The sequence below is a fragment of the Actinocatenispora rupis genome, from assembly GCF_016861975.1.
Classification (GTDB): Bacteria; Actinomycetota; Actinomycetes; order Mycobacteriales; family Micromonosporaceae; genus Actinocatenispora; species Actinocatenispora rupis.
In genome coordinates this window covers 1-16,366 of the sequence record NZ_BOMB01000013.1, presented here as the reverse complement: position 1 = coordinate 16,366, position 16,366 = coordinate 1, and the positions used below count along the sequence as shown (strand labels likewise).

General features: G+C 68.9%; 10 protein-coding genes. All 10 read right to left on the bottom strand.

Going from position 1 to position 16,366, the window contains the following annotated elements; genetic code table 11:
• Nucleotides 1-174: 174 nt before the first annotated feature.
• Nucleotides 175-4,062 carry a DNA-directed RNA polymerase subunit beta' gene (locus tag Aru02nite_RS12220; protein WP_203657590.1) on the bottom strand — a complete coding sequence of 1,296 codons (3,888 nt, stop codon included), beginning with the start codon at nt 4,060-4,062 and terminating at the stop codon, nt 175-177.
• Between the two features lie 114 nt (nt 4,063-4,176).
• Entirely contained in the window at nt 4,177-7,605 is a 3,429-nt protein-coding gene (gene rpoB, locus Aru02nite_RS12215) for a DNA-directed RNA polymerase subunit beta (RefSeq protein ID WP_203657589.1), read from the bottom strand.
• Nucleotides 7,606-8,014: 409 nt separating this feature from the next.
• The gene (locus tag Aru02nite_RS12210) at nt 8,015-9,202 is read right to left on the bottom strand and encodes a hypothetical protein (RefSeq protein ID WP_203657588.1); all 1,188 of its coding nucleotides are present in this window, start codon (nt 9,200-9,202) and stop codon (nt 8,015-8,017) included.
• A 33-nt stretch (nt 9,203-9,235) separates the two neighbouring features.
• Complete coding sequence (locus Aru02nite_RS12205; RefSeq protein WP_203657587.1) at nt 9,236-9,859, bottom strand: Rv1363c family protein; 624 nt, start codon at nt 9,857-9,859, stop codon at nt 9,236-9,238.
• A gap of 34 nt (nt 9,860-9,893) precedes the next feature.
• Complete coding sequence (locus Aru02nite_RS12200; RefSeq protein WP_203657586.1) at nt 9,894-11,195, bottom strand: MCE family protein; 1,302 nt, start codon at nt 11,193-11,195, stop codon at nt 9,894-9,896.
• Nucleotides 11,192-12,382, bottom strand: coding sequence for an MCE family protein (locus tag Aru02nite_RS12195; protein ID WP_203657585.1), 1,191 nt, complete (start codon nt 12,380-12,382; stop codon nt 11,192-11,194). Before Aru02nite_RS12195 ends, Aru02nite_RS12200 begins: the two co-directional genes overlap by 4 nt.
• A complete protein-coding gene (locus tag Aru02nite_RS12190) occupies nt 12,379-13,686 on the bottom strand; it encodes an MCE family protein (protein ID WP_203657584.1) in 1,308 nt (435 codons plus the stop codon). Before Aru02nite_RS12190 ends, Aru02nite_RS12195 begins: the two co-directional genes overlap by 4 nt.
• Before the next feature lie 5 nt (nt 13,687-13,691).
• Nucleotides 13,692-14,843 (bottom strand): MCE family protein, encoded by a 1,152-nt coding sequence (locus tag Aru02nite_RS12185; protein ID WP_203657583.1) that lies wholly within the window; start codon nt 14,841-14,843, stop codon nt 13,692-13,694.
• On the bottom strand, nt 14,840-15,940 hold the full coding sequence (locus Aru02nite_RS12180) for an MCE family protein (RefSeq protein WP_203657582.1): 1,101 nt from the start codon (nt 15,938-15,940) through the stop codon (nt 14,840-14,842). Before Aru02nite_RS12180 ends, Aru02nite_RS12185 begins: the two co-directional genes overlap by 4 nt.
• A partial coding sequence (locus Aru02nite_RS12175) for a hypothetical protein (RefSeq protein ID WP_203657581.1) occupies nt 15,937-16,366 on the bottom strand: 430 nt, incomplete at its 5' end. The genes Aru02nite_RS12180 and Aru02nite_RS12175, both read right to left, overlap by 4 nt.

Below are 16,366 nucleotides of genomic sequence, written 5' to 3'. Positions count from 1 at the left end.
CAACTGCCGCTGACAACCGCTACCCCCCAGGTACCGCCGGGCTGTCGACGAGCCGGCGCGTATCGATCCGATCAGGTCCCAACGTACTCGCCCGCCGCCATGCCCGCGGTACGGCAAGGGCCGCCGGGGACCGTGTGGTCCCCGACGGCCCGTCGCCGTTGGGTCGGACTGAACTCAGCGGCCGAAGCCACCGAGGTCGTAGTCGTCCAGCGGAACCGCCTGGCCGCTGGCCGGGCCGAACCCGTAGTCGGTGTCGCCGTACCCGGTCATCGAGTACACCTGGGCCTTCGCCTCCTCGGTCGGCTCGACCCGGATGTTCCGGTACTTGGAGATACCGGTACCGGCCGGGATGAGCTTACCGATGATGACGTTCTCCTTGAGGCCGATGAGCGAGTCGCTGCGCGCCTCGATCGCCGCCTCGGTGAGGACCCGGGTGGTCTCCTGGAAGGAGGCCGCCGACAGCCACGACTCGGTCGCCAGCGACGCCTTCGTGATGCCCATGAGGACCGGACGACCGGAAGCCGGCTCCCCGCCCTCGGTCACCAGCCGGCGGTTCTCGGCCTGGAACATGGCGTTCTCGACCGGGGTGCCGGGCAGGAACTCCGAGCCGCCGGAGTCGATCACGATGACGCGCTTGAGCATCTGCCGGACGATGATCTCGATGTGCTTGTCGTGGATCAGCACACCCTGCGACCGGTAGACCTCCTGGACCTCGCGGACCAGGTGCAGCTGCACGGCACGCGGGCCGAGGATCAGCAGCTCGTGCGGGTCGATCGTGCCCTCGGTGAGCTTCTCACCGATCTCGATGTGGCCACCCTCCTGCACACGCAGACGGGTACGCCGCGGGATCTTGTCGTACACGATCTCGTCGGAGCCGTCGTCCGGGGTGAGGATGATCTTCCGGGACTTCTCGCCGTCCTCGATCCGGATGCGACCGGACGAGGTGGCGATCGGCGCCTTGCCCTTGGGTACGCGGGCCTCGAAGATCTCCTGCACACGCGGCAGACCCTGCGTGATGTCGTCACCGGCCACACCACCGGTGTGGAAGGTACGCATCGTGAGCTGGGTGCCGGGCTCACCGATCGACTGGGCGGCGATGATGCCGACCGCCTCGCCGATGTCGACGAGCTGGCCCGTCGGCAGCGAGCGACCGTAGCAGTGCGCGCAGACGCCGAGCCGCGACTCGCAGGTCAGGACCGACCGGACCTTGACCGACTTGACGCCGCCGGCGACCAGCTTGTCCACCAGCGGACCACCGACGTCGGTGTTCCGGGTGGCGATCAGGTTGCCGTCGGTGTCGTGCACGTCCTCGGCCAGCGACCGGGCGAACACGCTCGTCTCCACGTGCTCGTCCTTGACCAGCGTGCCGTCGACCAACGCCGCGACCGCCATCGGTACGGACCGCTCGGTGCCGCAGTCCTCCTCGCGGATGATCACGTCCTGCGAGACGTCCACCAGACGACGGGTCAGGTAACCCGAGTCGGCGGTACGCAGGGCGGTGTCGGCCAGACCCTTCCGGGCGCCGTGCGTGGCGATGAAGTACTCCAGCACGGAGAGACCCTCGCGGTAGCTCGACTTGATCGGCCGCGGGATGATCTCGCCCTTCGGGTTGGCCACCAGGCCGCGGATCGCCGCGATCTGGCGCAGCTGCAGCATGTTGCCGCGCGCCCCGGAGTTGATCATCTTCCAGAGGGCGTTCTCCTGCGGGAGCGCGTCCTCCATGTCCTTGGCCACCTCGGCGGTCGCCTTGGTCCAGATCTCGATCAGCTCGCCGCGACGCTCCTCGGCGGTCATCAGACCACGCTGGTACTGCTTGTCCACCTGCGCGGCGTCCGACTCGTGCCGCTCCAGGATCGCCTTCTTGTGCGGCGGGTCGACCACGTCGGCGATACCGATGGTCAGGCCCGACCAGGTGGCCCAGTGGTAACCGGCCTCCTTGAGGGCGTCCAGGGTCGCGGCGAGGAGCACCTTCGGGGTGCGCTCGGCCAGGTCGTTGACGATGGCCGAGAGCTGACCCTTACGGATCTCGTAGTTGATGAACGGGTACTCCTCGGGGAGCGCCTCGTTGAAGAGGACGCGCCCGAGCGTGGTCTCCAGGACCACCCGCTCACCCGGCTGCCAACCCTCCGGCGCCTGCCAGGGCTCGGCACCGGCACCGTTGGTCACCGAGGTGATCCCGCTCAGCCGGATCCGTACCGGAGCCTGGAGGTCCAGGTCACCGGCGTCGAACGCCATCTGCGCCTCGGCCGGCGACGAGAAGATCCGGCCCTCGCCCTGCGCACCCTCGCTGCGGTGGGTCAGGTGGTACAGGCCGATGATCATCTCGTGCGACGGCATGGTGACGGGCTTGCCGTCCGAGGGCTTCAGGATGTTGTTCGAGGACAGCATCAGGATGCGGGCCTCGGCCTGCGCCTCGGTCGACAGCGGTACGTGCACCGCCATCTGGTCGCCGTCGAAGTCGGCGTTGAACGCGGCACACACCAGCGGGTGCAGCTGGATCGCCTTGCCCTCGATGAGCTGCGGCTCGAACGCCTGGATGCCCAGCCGGTGCAGGGTCGGCGCACGGTTCAGCAGTACCGGGTGCTCGGAGATGACCTCTTCGAGGACGTCCCACACCGCGGTACGACCGCGCTCGACCATGCGCTTCGCCGACTTGATGTTCTGCGCGTGGTTCAGGTCCACCAGGCGCTTCATCACGAACGGCTTGAACAGCTCCAGCGCCATGTACCGCGGCAGGCCGCACTGGTGCAGCTTGAGCCGCGGGCCGACCACGATGACCGAACGGCCGGAGTAGTCGACGCGCTTGCCGAGCAGGTTCTGACGGAACCGGCCCTGCTTGCCCTTGAGCATGTCGGACAGCGACTTGAGCGGCCGGTTGCCCGGACCGGTCACCGGACGACCGCGGCGGCCGTTGTCGAACAGCGCGTCGACGGCCTCCTGGAGCATCCGCTTCTCGTTGTTGACGATGATCTCGGGCGCGCCGAGGTCGATCAGTCGCTTGAGGCGGTTGTTCCGGTTGATGACCCGGCGGTACAGGTCGTTCAGGTCGGAGGTGGCGAACCGGCCACCGTCGAGCTGCACCATCGGGCGCAGGTCCGGCGGGATCACCGGTACGCAGTCGAGCACCATGCCGAGCGGCGAGTTGCGGGTGTTCTGGAACGCCGCCACGACCTTCAGCCGCTTCAGCGCCCGGATCTTCCGCTGCCCCTTGCCGGAACGGATCGTCTCGCGCAGGTTCTCGGACTCGGTGTCGAGGTTCAGGTTCTCCAGGAGAGCCTTGATCGCCTCGGCGCCCATGCCGCCCTCGAAGTACTCCCCGAAGCGGTCGCGGAGCTCGCGGTACAGCAGCTCGTCCGGGACGAGCTGCTTCGGCTCCAGCTTCCGGAAGGTCTCCATGACCTCGTCGAGCCGGTCGATCTCGCGCTGCGCGCGGTCGCGGAGCTGGCGCATCTCGCGCTCGCCGGACTCCTTGACCTTCCGCCGTACGTCGCTCTTGGCGCCCTCGGCCTCCAGCTCGGCCAGGTCGGCTTCGAGCTTCTTGGCGCGGGCGTCGACGTCGGCGTCCCGGCGGTTCTCCAGCTGGCGCTTCTCCGCACCGATCTCCGACTCGATCGTCGGCAGGTCACGGTGCCGGGCCTCGGTGTCCACCTTCGTCACCACGTACGCGGCGAAGTAGATGATCTTTTCGAGGTCCTTCGGCGCGATGTCCAGCAGGTAGCCCAGCCGGCTCGGCACACCCTTGAAGTACCAGATGTGCGTGACGGACGCGGCCAGCTCGATGTGGCCCATCCGCTCACGACGCACCTTGGCACGGGTCACCTCGACGCCGCAGCGCTCACAGATGATGCCCTTGAACCGGACGCGCTTGTACTTGCCGCAGTAGCACTCCCAGTCCCGGGTGGGGCCGAAGATCTTCTCGCAGAAGAGCCCGTCCTTCTCCGGCTTCAGGGTGCGGTAGTTGATCGTCTCGGGCTTCTTGACCTCGCCATGCGACCACTGCCGAATGTCGTCGGCGCTGGCCAGGCCGATCCGCAGCTCGTCGAAGAAGTTCACGTCGAGCACTTGTGGTCAGTCCCCTTTGGGTTGTGGTCGGACGGTGTGCACGCCGCCCGGCCGGTGGTATCGGCCGCTGTCCTTCGGGGTACCGGGGCGCCCGAAGCGCCCCGGTACAACCACTTAGACCTCTTCGACGCTGCTCGGCTCGTGCCGGGACAGGTCGATACCCAGTTCCTCCGCAGCGCGGAACACCTCGTCGTCGCTGTCCTTCATCTCCAGGGTGACCCCGTCGCTGGACAGCACCTCGACGTTCAGGCACAGCGACTGGAGTTCCTTGAGCAGAACCTTGAACGACTCCGGGATGCCCGGCTCGGGGATGTTCTCGCCCTTGACGATCGCCTCGTACACCTTGACGCGGCCGACCACGTCGTCGGACTTGATCGTCAGCAGCTCCTGCAACGCGTACGCCGCGCCGTAGGCCTGCATGGCCCAGCACTCCATCTCGCCGAACCGCTGGCCACCGAACTGCGCCTTACCACCCAGCGGCTGCTGCGTGATCATCGAGTACGGGCCGGTGGAGCGGGCGTGGATCTTGTCGTCCACCAGGTGGTTCAGCTTGATGATGTACATGTAACCGACCGCGATCGGCGACGGGAACGGCTCGCCGGAACGACCGTCGAACAGCTTCGCCTTGCCGCTGGAACCGATCAGCTGGGTGCCGTCCCGGTTCGGGAGCGACGCCTCCAGCATCCCGGCGATCTCCTCCTCGTGCGCACCGTCGAACACCGGCGTCGCCAGGTTCGTGTCCGGTACGGACGAGTCGGCTCCGATCGACGCGAGCGACTGCTTCCACGGGGTGTCGTCGACGTCGAGCTTCCAGCCGTTCTTGGCCAGCCAGCCGAGGTGTGTCTCCAGCACCTGGCCGATGTTCATCCGGCTCGGCACACCGAGCGGGTTGAGCACGATGTCGACGGGCGTGCCGTCCTCCAGGAACGGCATGTCCTCCAGCGGCAGGATCTTGGAGATGACGCCCTTGTTGCCGTGCCGGCCCGCGAGCTTGTCACCGTCCTGGATCTTGCGCTTCTGCGCCACGTACACCCGGACCAGCTCGTTCACGCCCGGGGACAGCTCGTCGCCGTCCTCCCGGCTGAACGTGCGGACGCCGATGACCGTGCCGGACTCGCCGTGCGGCACCTTCAGCGAGGTGTCCCGGACCTCCCGGGCCTTCTCGCCGAAGATCGCGCGCAGCAGCCGCTCCTCCGGGGTCAGCTCCGTCTCGCCCTTGGGCGTGACCTTGCCGACCAGGATGTCGCCGTCCCGGACCTCGGCGCCGATGCGGATGATGCCCCGTTCGTCGAGGTCGGCCAGCATCTCCTCGGAGACGTTCGGGATGTCCCGGGTGATCTCCTCCGGACCCAGCTTGGTGTCGCGGGCGTCGACCTCGTGCTCCTCGATGTGGATCGAGGAGAGCACGTCCTCCTGCACGATGCGCTGCGAGAGGATGATCGCGTCCTCGTAGTTGTAGCCCTCCCACGGCATGAACGCGACGAGCAGGTTCTTGCCCAGCGCCATCTCGCCCTGGTCGGTGCACGGGCCGTCGGCGATGACCTGACCGGCCTCCACCCGCTGGCCCTCGTCCACGACCGGACGCTGGTTGACGCAGGTGCCGGAATTGGACCGACGGAACTTGTGCAGCAGGTACGTCCGGCGGTGGCCGTCGTCCTGGTGCACCGTCACGTAGTCGGCGCACAGGTCCTCGACGACACCCGGCTCCTCGGCCACGACGACGTCACCCGCGTCGACCGCGGCACGGTACTCCATGCCGGTGCCGACCAGCGGCGACTCCGCCTTGACCAGCGGCACGGACTGACGCTGCATGTTCGCGCCCATGAGCGCGCGGTTCGCGTCGTCGTGCTCCAGGAACGGGATCATCGCGGTACCGACCGAGGTCATCTGCCGCGGCGAGACGTCCATGTAGTCGACGAGCTGCGGACCCACGGCCTCGAACTCGCCGCCCTTACGACGGACGAGCACGGTGCCCTCGGCGAACGACCCGTCCGAGTTCAGCGGGGCGTTGGCCTGCGCGATGACGTACCGGTCCTCCTCGTCGGCGGTCAGGTACTGCACATCGTCGGAGACCTTGCCGTCGACGACCTTCCGGTACGGCGTCTCGATGAACCCGAACGGGTTGACCCGCGCGAACGCGGACAGCGCGCCGATCAGGCCGATGTTCGGGCCTTCCGGCGTCTCGATCGGGCACATCCGGCCGTAGTGCGACGGGTGGACGTCACGGACCTCCATGCCGGCGCGGTCCCGGGAGAGACCGCCCGGCCCCAGCGCGGACAGACGCCGCCGGTGGGTCAGACCCGAGAGCGGGTTGGTCTGGTCCATGAACTGCGACGACTGGCTGGTGCCGAAGAACTCCTTGATCGCGGCCACGACGGGCCGGATGTTGATCAGGGTCTGCGGCGTGATCGCCTCGACGTCCTGCGTGGTCATCCGCTCGCGGACGACCCGCTCCATCCGGGACAGGCCGACGCGCACCTGGTTCTGGATGAGTTCACCGACGGTACGCACGCGGCGGTTGCCGAAGTGGTCGATGTCGTCGGCGTCGTACCCGTCCTCACCGGTGTGCAACCGGCACAGGTACTCGATGACGGAGACGACGTCGTCCTCGGTCAGCACGCCGGTGGTGACGGGGACGTCCAGCTCAAGCTTCTTGTTCACCTTGTAGCGACCGACCTTGGCCAGGTCGTACCGCTTCGGGTTGAAGAAGAGGTTGTCGAGCAGGGTCTGGGCGTTCTCCCGCGTCGGCGGCTCGCCCGGCCGCAGCTTGCGGTAGATGTCCAGCAGCGCCTCGTCCTGGCTGCCGATGTGGTCCTTCTCCAGGGTCGCGAGCATGATCTCGGACCACGCGAAGCGCTCCCGGATCTGCTCGTTCGACCAGCCGATGGCCTTGAGCAGGACGGTGACGGCCTGACGGCGCTTGCGGTCGATGCGGACACCGGCCGTGTCGCGCTTGTCGATGTCGAACTCCAGCCAGGCACCCCGGCTCGGAATGACCTTCACGCTGGAGACATCGCGGTCGGACGTCTTGTCGGGCTGCTTGTCGAAGTAGACACCCGGCGAACGGACCAGCTGCGACACGACGACACGCTCGGTGCCGTTGATGATGAACGTGCCCTTGCTCGTCATCATCGGGAAGTCACCCATGAACACCGTCTGGCTCTTGATCTCGCCAGTCTGGTGGTTGATGAACTCCGCGGTGACGAACAGCGGCGCGCAGTAGGTGAGGTCCTTCTCCTTACATTCTTCGATCGACGCCTTCACCTCGTCGAACCGTGGGTTCGAGAAGGAAAGCGACATAGTGCCGGAGAAGTCCTCGATGGGACTGATCTCCTCCAGGATCTCCGCGAGTCCACTCCGAGCGGCGGAGTCATCGGCACTGCGGGCGCGCCACGCCTCGTTGCCCACCAGCCAGTCGAAAGACTCGGTCTGGATGGCAAGGAGGTTGGGCACCTCAAGGTGTTCGGTGATCCTGCCGAAGGAGACTCGGCGGGGAGCGTATGCACTCGTGGTCAGGGTCTTCGCAGGGCGGGAAGCTGCCAAGATGCGTCCTTCCGAGGACCTGTCAGCGACGGCCGTTTCGCGCGCACCTTGAACGACTCGCCGAAAACCGCCCAAATAGGATCGCCAAACCGGCGACAATCAGACAATTTCAGCGAGCACAATGTTGGAAGGCAGCGCAAACTAGCAGTGTAGCCGAAGGGCACACCGCTGTCCAGGCCAGGCCGCACGGAGCCACGGAGACGGCCTCCAGAGCGAGTCTGGGCACCCGACACCAACTTCCGTACGGCCGGCTTCCGCGCAACGCGGAGGCAGCTAGAGATCAGCGTGCCCGCCTACCGCTGGGTCGTCAAGGGTTGGCACGCGGTCAACATGCCCGGAAGGCCGAATCGACGAACCAGACACCCGCCCGGCAACGGTGCAAAAACCGACAAGCACCTACCGGTAGGGGTCAGATCGCCGTGACCTTGGTGACCTTCCACGAGCCATTCTGCCTGGTCATCGTCAACAGCACGCGGTTCTGGTCGACCTTCTGCCCGTCGATGTTGACGTTCTTCCGGTACTGGTCGACGTACATGAGGAGGACGACCTGGTCGGAGCTGCTGGAGACGACGCTCGTGGCGGCGACCCGGGCGGTCACGATCGCCCGCACCTTCGTCGCGCTGGCCTTCAACCCGCTCGTACTCTTCGCGTACTGCTTGGCGAAGTCGCCGCCCGTGTACCGCTTGCCCCGGCTGACGCTGGCGTCGAACGTGCGGTAGTCGTACGAGAGGATCGCGGGGGCGGCGGCCTGGGCGACCGACGTGGCGTCGCTCTCCGCCTGCTTCGTCTGGTCGGCCCGATAGCTGGCGACCAGGGCGTACACCGCGGCCGGGACGGTCAGGACCGCGAGTACGGCGAGGACCACGACGAGGACGTGCAGGCCGGCGAGCCGACGCGCCAGCCGCCGACGCTGCGCCGCCGCACGCTTTCCACCCCGCCGCGCGGGCTTCTTCGTACCGTCCGGTTTGTTGCCGGTGGCCGGGCGGCGGGTACCGGTGGGGCGCGCCGGGGCCTTCACCTTGGGCCGCGACGACGCGACCGGGGTCGCCGCCTCCTCGGTACGCCGGGGGCGCGGGGACGGCTTGCGCCCGCCCGACGCCCCGTCCGTCTCGACCGTGGACCGCTCCCCCGCGGCCTTCCTCGTACGACGGGGGCGGGGGCTCGGGCGGCGCGTCTTCGTACCGGATGCTTCGGTGCGGTCCGATGCGGTGTCGGTGTCGTCGGCCTTGACCGCCTTGGAATCGTCGTCGGCCGGAACCTGCTCGTCCCTGTCCGGAGCGTCATCCGTGCCCTGACCGGCATCGATGTCCCCGGCGTCGTCGGTTTCCCGAACCTCGTCCGCGTCGGGAGTGGTCCCGGGGTCCTCCGCAGGCTCGGCGTCCTTCGCAGGCTCGGTGTTCTGGGCGGGCTCGGTGTCCTGGGCGGGGGTGCCGGTATTGACGGGCTGAGCTGCGGTTACGGGGACCTGGGTGTCGGTGTCCGGGTTGTCGGCGGGCGGGGCGGGACGGGTGCGCTTGGTGGTACCGGCGGGGCGGCGGGCCGCACCCGGCTTCGACGGCGACTGGGTGCGCAGCCCCCGGGGCTTGTAACGGGCCATCGCGGGATTTCCTCCGTACCTGCTCGCGACCGGTCAGACGAAGTCGAGCTTCGAGACCAGCCAGCGGCCGTCCTGCTCGGCCATGGTCACCTGTACCCGGTAGTGCGCGCGGCGGCCGTCCGGTGCGTTCGTGTTCTTGACCGTCGCGTCCATGGCCACGAGTACCGTCGCCGATTTGTCCTTGCTCGTGACGACGCCGGCCCAGAGTACGCGGGCCTTGGAGTCGACCTTGTTCTCCACCACGGCGGCCTTCGTCTGGGCCATGCCGTTCTGGTACTCGCGCTTGAAGTCGCCGGTCGCGCCGGACAGGGTCCGTTTCAGGTCGCGGTCGACGCTGCTGGCGCTGACGCTCATGAAGTTGCTGACCGTCGTCTTCGCGGCGGACAGCGCGCCGTTGCGTGCGATGTCGTCCTGGCGCTTGTGGTACGCGTCGAGGCCGAAGACGGCGCCCAGCGCGAGGCCGCCCACCAGCAGGACGGCGAGTACGCCGGCGGTGACGACCAGGCCGAGCGTGGACGACCAGTACCGGCGGAGGATGTTCGGCCGCGGTGCGGCGGGCCGGTCGTCGGTGGCCGCCGGGCCGGACCGTCGGTCACGGTCGGAGCCGGACGCCTCGTCGGCGGGCGGCTCGGACCGGCGCCTGCGGTCTGCGCTCATCGGTGGTTCTCCTGTTCGTACTTCGGGTGGCGCGTCACGGCTCAAGGCCGGCGAGCAGCAACTGCTTCCAGGACTGGTCGCCGGCCAGCTGGTACTGGCCGCCGGTGCCGCCGAACTGGAGCGGTTCGCCGTCCGGGCCGAGTACGAGACCGGTGGTCGGGTCGTACCCGGCGAGGTTGGCGCCGGCCTTCTGCTGCGTGGAGCCGGAGCCGGCGGACGAACCGGCGGCGGGCAGCGAGCCACCGCCCTCCGGTACGGGGGTGATCTCGGGGCCGCTGGGGCGCGGGGCGTTGTTCGTCCCGCGGACGCTGGAGCCCTGGCTCTGCTCCGCGGCCGTGCACTTCCGCGTTTCGCCGGTCCGGATGTACTGGCACGGCGGTGGGTCGTCGACGTCGAGCACCAGCCCGAAGTGCGCCGTACCGTCCCCCGGCGTCACGGTGAAGCCGCCGGCCGTGACCAGCGGGTACACGACGAGGATCTGCTTGATGCCGGGGAGCCGGCGGGTGGCGACGCCGCCGACGGTGATCAGGTTGCCCAGCAGGGTGCCGACGCTCGGGTCGACGCCGCGGATCAGGTCGGCGACCTGGCGGGCGGCGGGCGGCGCGTTCGCCAGGACCTTGCGCAGGTCGGCGTCGGACGTACGCACGGTCGTGGTGAGTTGCGCGAGGCCGCGCGCCCACCGGCGGATCTCGGCCGACGACGCCTGCTGCGTGGTGAGGACGGTCTGGCCGTCCTGGAGCAGCCGTACGGTCTGGGGCAGGTTGGCGTTCGCGCTGAGCAGCAGCTTGTCGCTGGAGTCGATGATCCGCTGGAGCGAGTCCTCGCTGCCCTCGAACGCCTGGCCCAGCTCGTCGATGACCACCTGCAGGTCCTTGGTGTCCACCGACGCGATCAGCTTGTCCAGGTTGACCAGCAGCGTCTCGGTCGGCAGCGGCGTGCCGGTGCGGCTCTGCGGGATCGTGTCCCCGGCCGCCAGGTACGGGCCGGCGGCGGTGTTCGGCCGCAGGTCCAGGTACTGCTCGCCGACGGCGGAGCGGTCCGCGACGACGGCGCGCAGGTCGCGCGGGATCTTGACGCCGCGGTCGATGCGCATCCCGACCCGTACGCCGTGGGCGGTGAGGTCGACGGCGGTGACCTTGCCGACCGGACTACCCCGGTACGTGACGGAGGCGTTGGTGAAGATGCCGCCGGCGCTCGCGAAGTCCGCCGACAGCTGGTACGTGCTGCCGACCAGGGACGCGCCGACCCCGACGTACCGGACCGCCACGTACGCCACGCCGAGGACGCTGACCAGGACGAACGCCAGGCACTTGAGCTTCACGCCGCGGGGAATCATCCGGTCAGCCCTCCCACGAGCATGCTCAGCAGGTCACCCTGCCGCGGATTGGCCTCGCCCGGCGGCAGTGACTTGCCGTGCGCGTCGGTGGGCCCGGTGGCCGGCCCGTTCGGGTCGCGGACCGGACCGTTCTGGTTCTTGACCTTGCCGTTCTGGTCGCCCGTCGGCGTACTGGTCAGCAGGTTCGTGAGCAGGTCGCCGACGTTCAGGTCGAGCGTGAGGCGCAGGTTGACGTAGTCGCCGACGATCGCGCCCGTCACGTTCGGCGGGAACGGGTACGTCAGGAGCTGGTCCAGCGACTTCGGCAGGTTGTCGCCCGAGCGTACGAGCTGGGTCAGGATCGGTTGCAGGGAGCGCAGGTTGGCCAGCAGGTCGGCCCGGCTCTCCTGCACCACCCGGGTACCGACGCGGCCGAGCTTGCCCAGCGCGGCGAGCATGTCGACGAGCTGCTGGCGCTGGCCGTTGAGTACCTTGAGCCCCGGGTCGAGCGCGTCGACCGCCTTCGCCACGGTGACCCGCTGCCGCGCCACCTCCGCGGAGAACTTGTCCAGCGCGTCGATCGCCCGGACGATGTCCTTCTTCTGGTCGTCCAGCCCGCCGATGAACGTGTCCAGCTGGTGCAGCGTGTCGCGGACGTCGCTCTCCTTGCCGGCGAAGATCTTGCCGACCTCGTCGTTGATGGTCCGCAGCTTCTCCAGGCTGCCACCGTTGAGCAGCAACGACATCGCGCCGAGCACCTCCTCGGCCTCGGCGTTGCGACTCGTACGCGACAGGGGGATGGTGGCGCCGTCGGCGAGCCGGCCGGTCGCCGGGCGGTCCGTCGGCGCGCTCAGGTCCACGAACTTCTCGCCGAGCAGGCTCGTCTGCCGGATCGAGGCCACCGCGTTCGCCGGCAGCGCGACGTCCCGGTCCACCTGTACGACGACCGCGGCGTGCCACCCCTTCAACGTGATCGTGCGTACGCTGCCGACGGTCACGTCGTTCACCTTCACCGCCGACTGCGGTACGAGGTCGAGGACGTCGGCGAACTGGATCGTCACCCGGTATCCGCCGCCGCCGGAGCCGCCCGGCAGGGACACCCCGTACAGGCCCTGGGAACTGCAGCCGGCGAGGAGCAGCAGGCTGGCGAACACCAGGCCGATCCGCCGCACCGCCCGCGCGACCCGCCGCCTCCGGTCCGTACTCATGACGCACCGCCTCCGAGGATGCCGCCGAGGGTCGGGTCGGACGTGACGCCGCCGGACGTGTCGCCCGCCCCGTCCTCGGGCTTCGACCCGGTACGCCCGGTGCCGCCGGTCGTCCCGTCGGGGTCCGGGTCGACGATCGCGCCGAGGTCCACGCCGGGCAGCGGCAGCAGGCTGAGCAGCTTCTTGAGTTCCTTGGTGAGCGGCTGGCCGGCCTTGGCCAGCAGCGTCGCCAGCTTGAAGCACGCCAGCGGCACCTGCTTCGCCGGCACCAGGTGCGTGACCACCGAGCACACGTACGAGGCGGCGTCGTACGGCCCGAGCACGTCGTCGCGGACGTCCAAGGTGCCGGAACGCGCGTTGTATGCCAGGTTCAGGTTGGACAGCGCGGTCGGCGCCACGTCGAGGATGTCCATGATGGACTTCTGCTGCTTCACCAGTACGCCGGTGATGTCGGTCAGCGCGTCGACGTTGTTCACCAGCTCCTGCCGGTTGTTCTTGACGAACCGGCTGACCTGCCCCAGCGCCACACCCAGGTCCCGCAACGCCGCGGCCAGGTCGTCCCGCTCCCCGGCCAGCTGCTCGGACACGTCGGCGAGCTGCGAGTTGAACTGTCGTACCGCGTCGTCGGACTCGGCCAGCGCGGTCGTGAACTTCTGCAGGTTGACCACGGTGCCGAACAGGTCCTGCCGGCCGTCCGACAGCGTGTCGAGCGCGTCGGCCAGATCGTTCAGCGTCTGGTGCAGGTCCTTTCCGTTGCCCTGCAGGTTCTTCCGGGCGTTGCCGACGAGGTTCGACAGCGAACCGTTCTTGTTGGCGCCGTCCGGGCCGAGCGCGGTGTTCAGGTTGTCGAGCGCCTTGTACACGTCGTCCAGCTCCAGCGGGACGACCGCCCGCGCGCCGCGCAGCTGGGCGTGGTCGGCGAGCAGCGCCCCGTGCCCGGAGTATCCGGGGGTGAGCTGCACGTACCGGTCGGAGACGACGCTCGGCGGCACGATGACCGCCTTCGCCGTCGCCGGCACCTTGTACTTCGCGTCGTACGTCATGGTGACGGCGACGGTGCTGCCCTCCGGGTGCACCCGCGTGATCGTGCCGACCTTGACGCCCATGATGCGCACGTCGGAGTTCGGGTAGATGCCGACGGCGGCGGCGAAGTGCGCGGTCAGCGTCCGCTGCGGCGGCCCGGAACGCCAGGCGGCGAGCCCGATCGCGGTGCCGAGTACGACGACGACGGCTGCGGCGAGGACGATGCCGAGCGGGCTGCGGAACAGCGCGAGCGGCCGGGATCCGTTGGTGTGCCTGGACATCCGCCTCACCTACCCGGGCTCGTGGTCGGGCCGGCCGTCGCCTTGCCGCTCGGCGTGCTCCGGGGCGTCGCCGTGCTGCCGGGCGTCGCCTTGGTGCCGGGTGTCGCCTTCGAACCGGCCGCGGGGGCCTTCTCGTTGGCGGCGGCACCGGCGCGGTCACCGCCCGCCGGGGTCGCCGGCGGCGCACCCGGCAGGTACGGCTGGAGCAGCGCGTCGATGTACGAGTCGAACCAGCGCCCGTTGCCCAGTACGTTGTTGAACGCGTCGAGGAACGGCGACATGCTCTGGATGCTCTTCGTCAGGTTGTCGCGGTTGCGTTGCAGGATGCCGACCACGGCACGCAGTTCGCGCAGCGCCGGGTCGAGCTGCTTCTGGTTGTCCGTGACCAGGCCGGACAGCTGGTTGGCCAGCTTGTCGGTGTTGACGAGGAGCTCGTGGATCGCGTCGCGGCGCTGCTTCACCTCGGCCAGCAGCTTGTTGCCGTCCGAGATGAGCTGCTGGAACTCCTTGTCCCGGTCGGCCAGCACCTTCGTGACGCCGCGCGCCCGGCGCAGCAGTTCGCGCAGCGCGGCGTCCCGGCTCGCGACCGTACGGGAGAGGCGGGACAGGCCGGTGATGGAACCCTTGACGTTCGGCGCGGTGTCCTTGAGCGCGGTGGCGAGCACGTCGAACGCCTTCGCCAGCTGCTTGGTGTCGATCTTGTCGACCGTGTCGGCCAGCCCGTTCACCGCCTGGACGACGTCGAACGGTGAGCTGGTCCGCGACCGCGGGATCTCGTCGCCCGGGTTCATCCGGCCCGACCCGGCCGGATCCAGCCCCAGGAACTTCTGCCCGAGTACGGTCTTGATCCGGATCATCGCCTCGGTCCGCGACCCGAACGACACGCCGCGGTCCACCTCGAACTCGACCCGTACCTCCGGCCTGCCGCCGTGCTGGGTCAGGTCGACCGCGGTGACCTTGCCGACCTTCACGCCCGCGATGCGTACCTCGTTGTCGGGGGCCAGGCCGCTCGCGTCGGAGAACGCCGCCGAGTAGGTGTCGCCGCCACCGATGAACGGCAGGCTGTCGGTGTTGAACGCGGCCAGTACGCCGGCCAGGATCACGGCCAGCCCGGCCGCGCCGATGACGACCGGGTTACGCTCGCGGAACGGTTTCACCGGCCACCTCCCCCGCCGGAACCGCCGGACTTCTTCGGGTTCGGCGTCGCCGGCGTGCCGCCCTTCTCGCAGCGCGCCGCCGCGGCAGAGAACGTCGTCGGGTTGACCGTCCCGACCCCCGGTACGTTCAGCGAGCCGTCGAAGTTGCACATGTAGAAGTTCAGCCACGACCCGTACGACGCGGTGCGGGCGAGGGCGTTGAACCGCACCGGGAGCCGCGCCAGGGTGCCCTCGATGACCGTCGAGTTCGCGTTGAGCGTGCCGGCCAGCGTACGCAGCTGGCGGATGTCCTCGCGCAGCGCCGGCCGCCCCTGCTGTACCAGGTCGGCGGTGGAGCCGGTGAGGTCGCCGAGGCTCTGGATCGAGTCGCCGATGATGCGCCGGTCCGCGGCCAGCCCGGACACGAAGTCCTGCAACGACCCGATCGTGTCGGACAGCTTCGTACCGCGTGCGTTGAGCGTGGCGAGCACCTGGTTCAGGTTGTCGATCACGCGGCCGATCACCTTGTCCCGGTCCGCCAGCGTGTTCGTCAACGACGCGGTACGCGCCAGCAGGTCGTTCACGGTGCCGCCCTCGCCCTGCAACACCTGGATGATCTCGTACGCGAACTTGTTGACGTCCTTGGGCGACAGCCCGGCGAACAGCGGCTGGAAGCCGTTGAACAGTACGGTCAGGTCGAGCGCCGGTTCGGTGTGCGACACCGGGATCACGTCACCCGGGCGCATCTCGCCGCCGTCACCCGAGCCCTCCGTCAGCTCGACGTACCGCTGGCCGATGAGGTTGCGGTAGCGGATCTTCGCTCGGACCGACTTCGGCACCGTGATCGTGTCGTCGAGGGTGAACGACACCTGCGCCGTCTTCCCGTGTACCAGCTCGATGTCCTTGACCTGGCCCACCTTCACGCCGGCGATGCGGATGTCGTCACCCTGCAACAGGCCGGTCACGTCGGTGAACTGGGCCTTGTACCGGGTGCCCCCGAGCCAGCCCAGCGAGCCGAGGGTCTGCGCCAGCAACGCCGTCAACGCGATCGTCACGACCGCGAACACCGCCAGCTTCACCAGCGACGGCAGGACGCTGCGGCTGCTGCTCCGTGTCACTTGGCACTCACCACCGATCCACGCATCAGCGGTCCCCACAGCAGGTCGTCGATGCCGCCGACCTGCGTCACGTTCCGGTCCGTGGCCGCGGCGACCAGCGGATCCACCACGGCGCGCTCCTCCGCCGTCCCGGCGTACCCCATGTCGACGGAGCCGGTGCCGCCGCCGACACCGCCGAGCGTGTCGTTGTTGAGCAGGCCACCGGAGTGCGGCGCACCGTACCGGTAGCCGTCGTTGATGTCGGGCCCGGCGAACGGCACCGTCGGCTGCGGCAGCCCGCGGCAGTTCGGGCCGGTGTCCGCGCCGTACACGGGTTCGTCGCCGGCGGCGTACTTCCCGTTGTCCTTGGTGATCTCCAGCGTGATGTGCAACCGGCCGCCGTCGAACGCGCCCTCGATGTTCTTCTGCAACGCCAACATCCCCGAC